At 44.8% G+C, this 5,074-nt stretch carries 6 protein-coding genes; 1 reads left to right on the forward strand and 5 read right to left on the reverse strand.

What is annotated here, in order from left to right; translation table 11 throughout:
• Nucleotides 1-338: nitroreductase family deazaflavin-dependent oxidoreductase (locus VFA52_00005; GenBank protein HZS42599.1), on the forward strand; the 338-nt coding region annotated here is incomplete at its 5' end.
• A gap of 82 nt (nucleotides 339-420) precedes the next feature.
• Here VFA52_00005 and VFA52_00010 read toward each other — a convergent pair.
• The 5 genes from VFA52_00010 to VFA52_00030 all read right to left on the reverse strand — a co-directional run.
• Nucleotides 421-1,137 carry a hypothetical protein gene (locus VFA52_00010; GenBank protein ID HZS42600.1) on the reverse strand — a complete coding sequence of 239 codons (717 nt, stop codon included), beginning with the start codon at nucleotides 1,135-1,137 and terminating at the stop codon, nucleotides 421-423.
• A 30-nt stretch (nucleotides 1,138-1,167) separates the two neighbouring features.
• Complete coding sequence (locus tag VFA52_00015; protein ID HZS42601.1) at nucleotides 1,168-1,575, reverse strand: NUDIX domain-containing protein; 408 nt, start codon at nucleotides 1,573-1,575, stop codon at nucleotides 1,168-1,170.
• 251 nt (nucleotides 1,576-1,826) lie between these two features.
• A complete protein-coding gene (locus tag VFA52_00020; protein HZS42602.1) occupies nucleotides 1,827-2,525 on the reverse strand; it encodes a hypothetical protein in 699 nt (232 codons plus the stop codon).
• Between the two features lie 32 nt (nucleotides 2,526-2,557).
• The gene (locus VFA52_00025) at nucleotides 2,558-3,706 is read right to left on the reverse strand and encodes a hypothetical protein (GenBank protein HZS42603.1); all 1,149 of its coding nucleotides are present in this window, start codon (nucleotides 3,704-3,706) and stop codon (nucleotides 2,558-2,560) included.
• 246 nt (nucleotides 3,707-3,952) lie between these two features.
• A partial coding sequence (locus VFA52_00030) for a methylmalonyl-CoA mutase family protein (protein ID HZS42604.1) occupies nucleotides 3,953-5,074 on the reverse strand: 1,122 nt, incomplete at its 5' end.

Here is a 5,074-nt window from a genome sequence, read left to right on the forward strand (position 1 = left end):
CTATGTTGCTTCTGCACACCACCGGACGCAAGACCGGCCAGAAGCGCACGCACACGCTTCTCTACGTGCGCGATGGCGAGGACATGATCATCTGCGCCTCCAACAACGGCCAGCCTCACCATCCGGCGTGGTACTGGAACCTCAAGGCCAACCCGCGCGCGCAGGTCCAGGCGGGCCGGCAGCATTACGAGGTAATCGCCGAAATAGCCACAGGCGAGCAATATCAGCATCTCTGGCAAAAGCTGGTCGCCGTGCGTCCTCAATACACCGAATATCGCACGCGCACCACGCGGGAATTTCCAATCGTAATTTTAAAGCCAATAAGTGAGAGCAGGTAAGAAGGTCTCCCTCTTTGTTGCGGCAAATTCCCTTTTTGCCAGGGGAGAGAGATTTTAGGAGTCGAGGCTTTATGTGTCAGGACTAATGTAAGGGATCTGTCACTGTAACCAGGGTGTCAGAGCTTGTATCGTCGATATTTCCCTGCATAAGATTTATAAATTCTCTACATAAAGGTAGCTTTTCTCTAATATAAGCTCTCAATATATCAGGTGAAGGTTTAGAAAATGACTCAGCGAAGATAGAGATGCCTTCTAAAGATTTTGTACTAATACCTATCTCCATTAATGTGTATTTAACTTCATCATCACTATGGAAACGCCGTATCGGTGTCATGTACTCAATACCATACGCTCGATGTAGCTCACGGAATTCATTAATAGCCTCTGGCATTTGCTCCGGCATATCCTCTTGATAGCCGCTGGTACCATCAGCAATCAGTACAATATTGCGTTTTAAACAATAAACTATAGCTGCTGCATGCATAGCCATTTTTTCACCAACGAGGATAAGATTATATTTATACTTCGCAAAATCGTTTTCTATATTAAGTATTGCTATACGTCTAAATAAACCAAAAATTGGTATAAATACTCTACCCATAATATGCTCGGGAAACATCTCTTTTAATTCCTTAAATCTATACTCGGAAATCTCGCTTTTGATGCCTATTCCGCTTATAAAGCTAATAAGATGAACTTTATAATTTTTTAACGCATAAATACAGGCGGCAAGCGAGGAGTCTCTGCCGCCTGAAAAAAGAACAGCGACTTCTTGCTGAGAAATAGCAGATGGATTCATTGGTGTATACTCCACAATACCTCTGAAAAACTACATTTGTCCTCTTGAGATAAGGGTTGGTATAATATGTTTAGATAACACAGAGCCAAGCAAATATCCCTTACTTTTGTAGTCGCGATCGATCCACACATATTCTTTAATTTCTGATTGAGGTGATGGTTGACCATCGATATCGACGTAGTAAACACTCATAACTAAAGGGATATTTTCGAAAATCGCTTGCTCGTTAAACCTGCCAAAGAAAGAAAATGCTTTAACCGAAATTCCCAGCTCTTCTTTTAATTCTCTAGACAAAGTTTGTTCATCATTTTCATCCTTTTCTTGTTTTCCACCTGGAATTATAAACTCTGTGCGATCTTTAAAGAGTTTCCGTACTACTAAAATTTGTTTTCTGTCATTAAAAATGATAGCTCCAACCTTATAGATCGAATTTTGCATATAATAACCCCTCCCAAGAAAACTCACCGTTACAAATTAGCTTATAAGTTATATAATAATATGATTCTTTCTTTAAGTCAACATCTTTTATCAGAAAGGGATCTTGATCGTTTAGCAGGTATTCTGGTCACTTTAAAAGGTCACATCGTTTACCAAAAACCGAGCGATCTGAAGGGCCAAATTGGCCTGTTTTAAGCACCAGGCATTGTCTTTCGCTAAGGGTTCTTCAATACCAGGTTACTTGCATGTGTCTATGGATCAAGACCAAGAGGGGATTTTTTAAAGATTCCCTTGCCGTATTTTATTATTTGGTTGTGCAAATTTTTAAAATCTTCGCTACTTTGACTTATGTGATATTTGACGATTGCTATAATCAGTGCGTGAGATTTACTTATACTCAGCTTTGAGGCTTCAAGAGTAGGAGCAGAGATGAAAGCCGTAATGTCAAGAACATAGTCAAACACTTCGTAATCTTGAAATAGGTCAAATCCATAATTTGAAAGAAAATATTCACGCGTAAAATTATCTTTCTTATTCATCTCTGTGAGAATTCTATGTGAATCGTTATCTGCATAAGAGTCCTGAGATATAATGGCCTTCCACCATCTCGAAAGGATGGAGGACTCCAGCCAGATACGTAGACCTGGCTCTGCGCTTAGCCAGGGCATTCCCCAGCTATCGAATATCGCGTCCCTGGTATAGGCTGCTGCTTCGATCATTTGTTGATCAACCCAAATGTCAATAGATCGGTCGCTGCTTCGTTGAGATTGCAAGGCTGATGCTGCCGGGCTAACCCAGAATCCTTTTGAGAGGGTACTGGTATTAATATTAGCGCGCTTCAAAAGAATGTTGGAGGCTGAAACATATTGCAAATTATAGTTTGAAGCTAGCAACTTTGCGTGAGTAGTTTTCCCCGCCGCTGTTAAGCCAGAGATGAAAATTTTCAGCATATTCCATCCTCTTTTTCCTCTAAACGTCCAAATTACAGGTATCTTTTAGATTTCCAAACTCTTCTGCCAGCATGTTTTGCTAAATCAATTGCTGATAATTTTTTCGCCTCTACTTGAACTTCTCTCGTTTTTTCATCTAAGGAAAAAATAAGAATAGCATCCACGACACTTTCTATCGCAGACAATATTTCTGGGTCTGTATCATCAAATTCGATAAAAATAGTTATCATTCCATATTTTCGCTCGGATGCAATACAATGCTGATAAAACGAGCGTACTAAACTACAGGATGAAACGCTTGCTAGAGATGAAAGATTGTCGTATACAATTCTATTTGGAATTCTATATTTTAAACCTTCTTTTTTTAATATGTTTTTTGTTTTATACCAGGCAGTATTGCCAGCCGAATGAACTCCAGCCATGCCTTTGCCTAAAATGATAGTCACTCCCTCTCTTTCGACCTCTTCGTTTGCATCTTTCAAAACCTCGTCATCGTACCCTAAATGAGGCGAAAACGCATCTATCAAGATGATGTGCCGAAATAAGTTTGCAGATAAAGAATTGCCTCTTTTAAACCATCCCCATACTTGATACGGGGGACGGTCGCAGCAAACATAATTTGCTGTTTCCCCATTATTCACTCCATCTGTAAGGATGTCTATGGCCATAAGTTGAAAAGTTAAATATCGTGGCCCTACAAAAAGAAAGCTGTACCCTTGACTGATGATTTTAATCTCTTCGGAAGTGAGAGAATAGGGCTCCAGGCTAAATGAACTGCGTGGCCTGACTGTCAGGGCATACTTTTTTGAGCGCAGATTATTGATTATACTGAAAGGAAATACATACTTTAAAAAGCGCCTGTCTCTCATATGAGAAACTCTACCGTAAAGTAAAAAAAAGGTTCTAAAGAGAAGCAGCCATCCTATTGCGAATGTTATTAATCCAATTTCGGCAAAATCTAATCCTACAGAAATAACATCGTTAGCAGTTATAATGAGTGATACCACTATTAGCAATGTCGATAAACTAAAAAGAAAGATGGTCGTTACGATATTGTAGGCACTCTCTTGAAGCCTTGAGTGACTATCAAAAAATGCGTATAAACCAACGATAAACGCCAGCGATGCAGTAGATATACCCGCAAATCCAAAAATGAGCTGTAGTTGTTCTGATTGCGACATACTTCTTTGCTCGCTTTACGATAGAAAACTGAAATACACATCACCTAATCGATTACGTTAAATCATAGCTAATTTAGCATATTTATAGATAATTTTCAATAGAAATAAGAAATGCAAAGAGGATACCAATCCTCCTTGCACTAAAGCTGTTTTTGCCGACAAGAGAAAGCGGTGCAAAGGCTCTCAATCGTCGTTAGCGATTTCCTCCTGGAAAGGAAGCCATTCAAGCGATTGTGAGTATGGCTTTTAGAACACCGCTGGCTCCATATATTCGCCAAAGACCGAGCGGAACACATCCATGATCTCGCCCAGCGTGGCGTAGGCTTTCACCGCCTCGATGATCGCAGGCATGGTATTCTCGGTGCCTTCAGCCACGCGGCGCAGATTATCCAGTGCGCGCCGCACGGCGGCCTGGTCGCGCTCGCGCCGCACGCGGTTCAGGCGCTCCAGGTGTGCCTTCTCGCCTACGCGGTCGATATAGAGAGTGGGAACTTTGATCTCTTCGTTCATGAGGTAGTCATTGACGCCGACAATCGTGCGCTTATGCGTATCGATCTCTTGCTGGTAGCGATAGGCCGATTCGGCGATTTCGCGCTGGAAGAAGCCATTCTGAATGCAGGCCAGCACGCCGCCCAGCGACTCGATGCGCGCAATATAATCCATCGCCGCCTGCTCGGTCTGATCGGTCAGAGCCTCGACGAAATAGGAGCCGCCGAGCGGATCGACCGTATTGACCACGCCGCTTTCGGAGGCGATGATCTGCTGGGTGCGCAGGGCGATCAGCGCCGCCTGTTCCGTCGGCAGGGCCAGGGCCTCGTCGAGTGAGTTCGTGTGCAGCGAATTCGTGCCGCCGAGAACCGCCGCCAGGGCCTGGATGGCGGTGCGCACGATATTGTTATCCGGCTGCTGCGCGGTCAGGGAGACCCCGGCGGTCTGCGCGTGGCAGCGCAGCATCCAGGAGCGCGGATTTTTCGCGCCGTAGCGTTCGCGCATCAGCTTTGCCCACAGGCGACGCCCGGCGCGGAACTTGGCAATCTCCTCGAAGAAATCGTTATGCACGTCGAAGAAGAACGAGAGACGGGGCGCGAACTCATCAATGTGCAGTCCGCGCGCCAGCGCGGCCTCGACATACGTCAGGCCATCGGCCAGGGTAAAGGCCAGCTCCTGCACCGCCGTCGCCCCGGCCTCGCGAATATGATAGCCGCTGATGCTGATCGTGTTCCAGCGCGGCATCTCGCGCGTCCCGAACTCGATCGTGTCGGTGACCAGGCGCATCGACGGCTCGGGCGGGAAGAGGAACTCCTTCTGGGCGATGAACTCCTTGAGGATGTCGTTCTGGATCGTGCCCTCGAGGGAGGTCCGGGGCAC

Source organism: Candidatus Paceibacterota bacterium, assembly GCA_035652395.1.
GTDB lineage: Bacteria > Patescibacteriota > Minisyncoccia > Phycocordibacterales > CAJBRS01 > JADGRH01.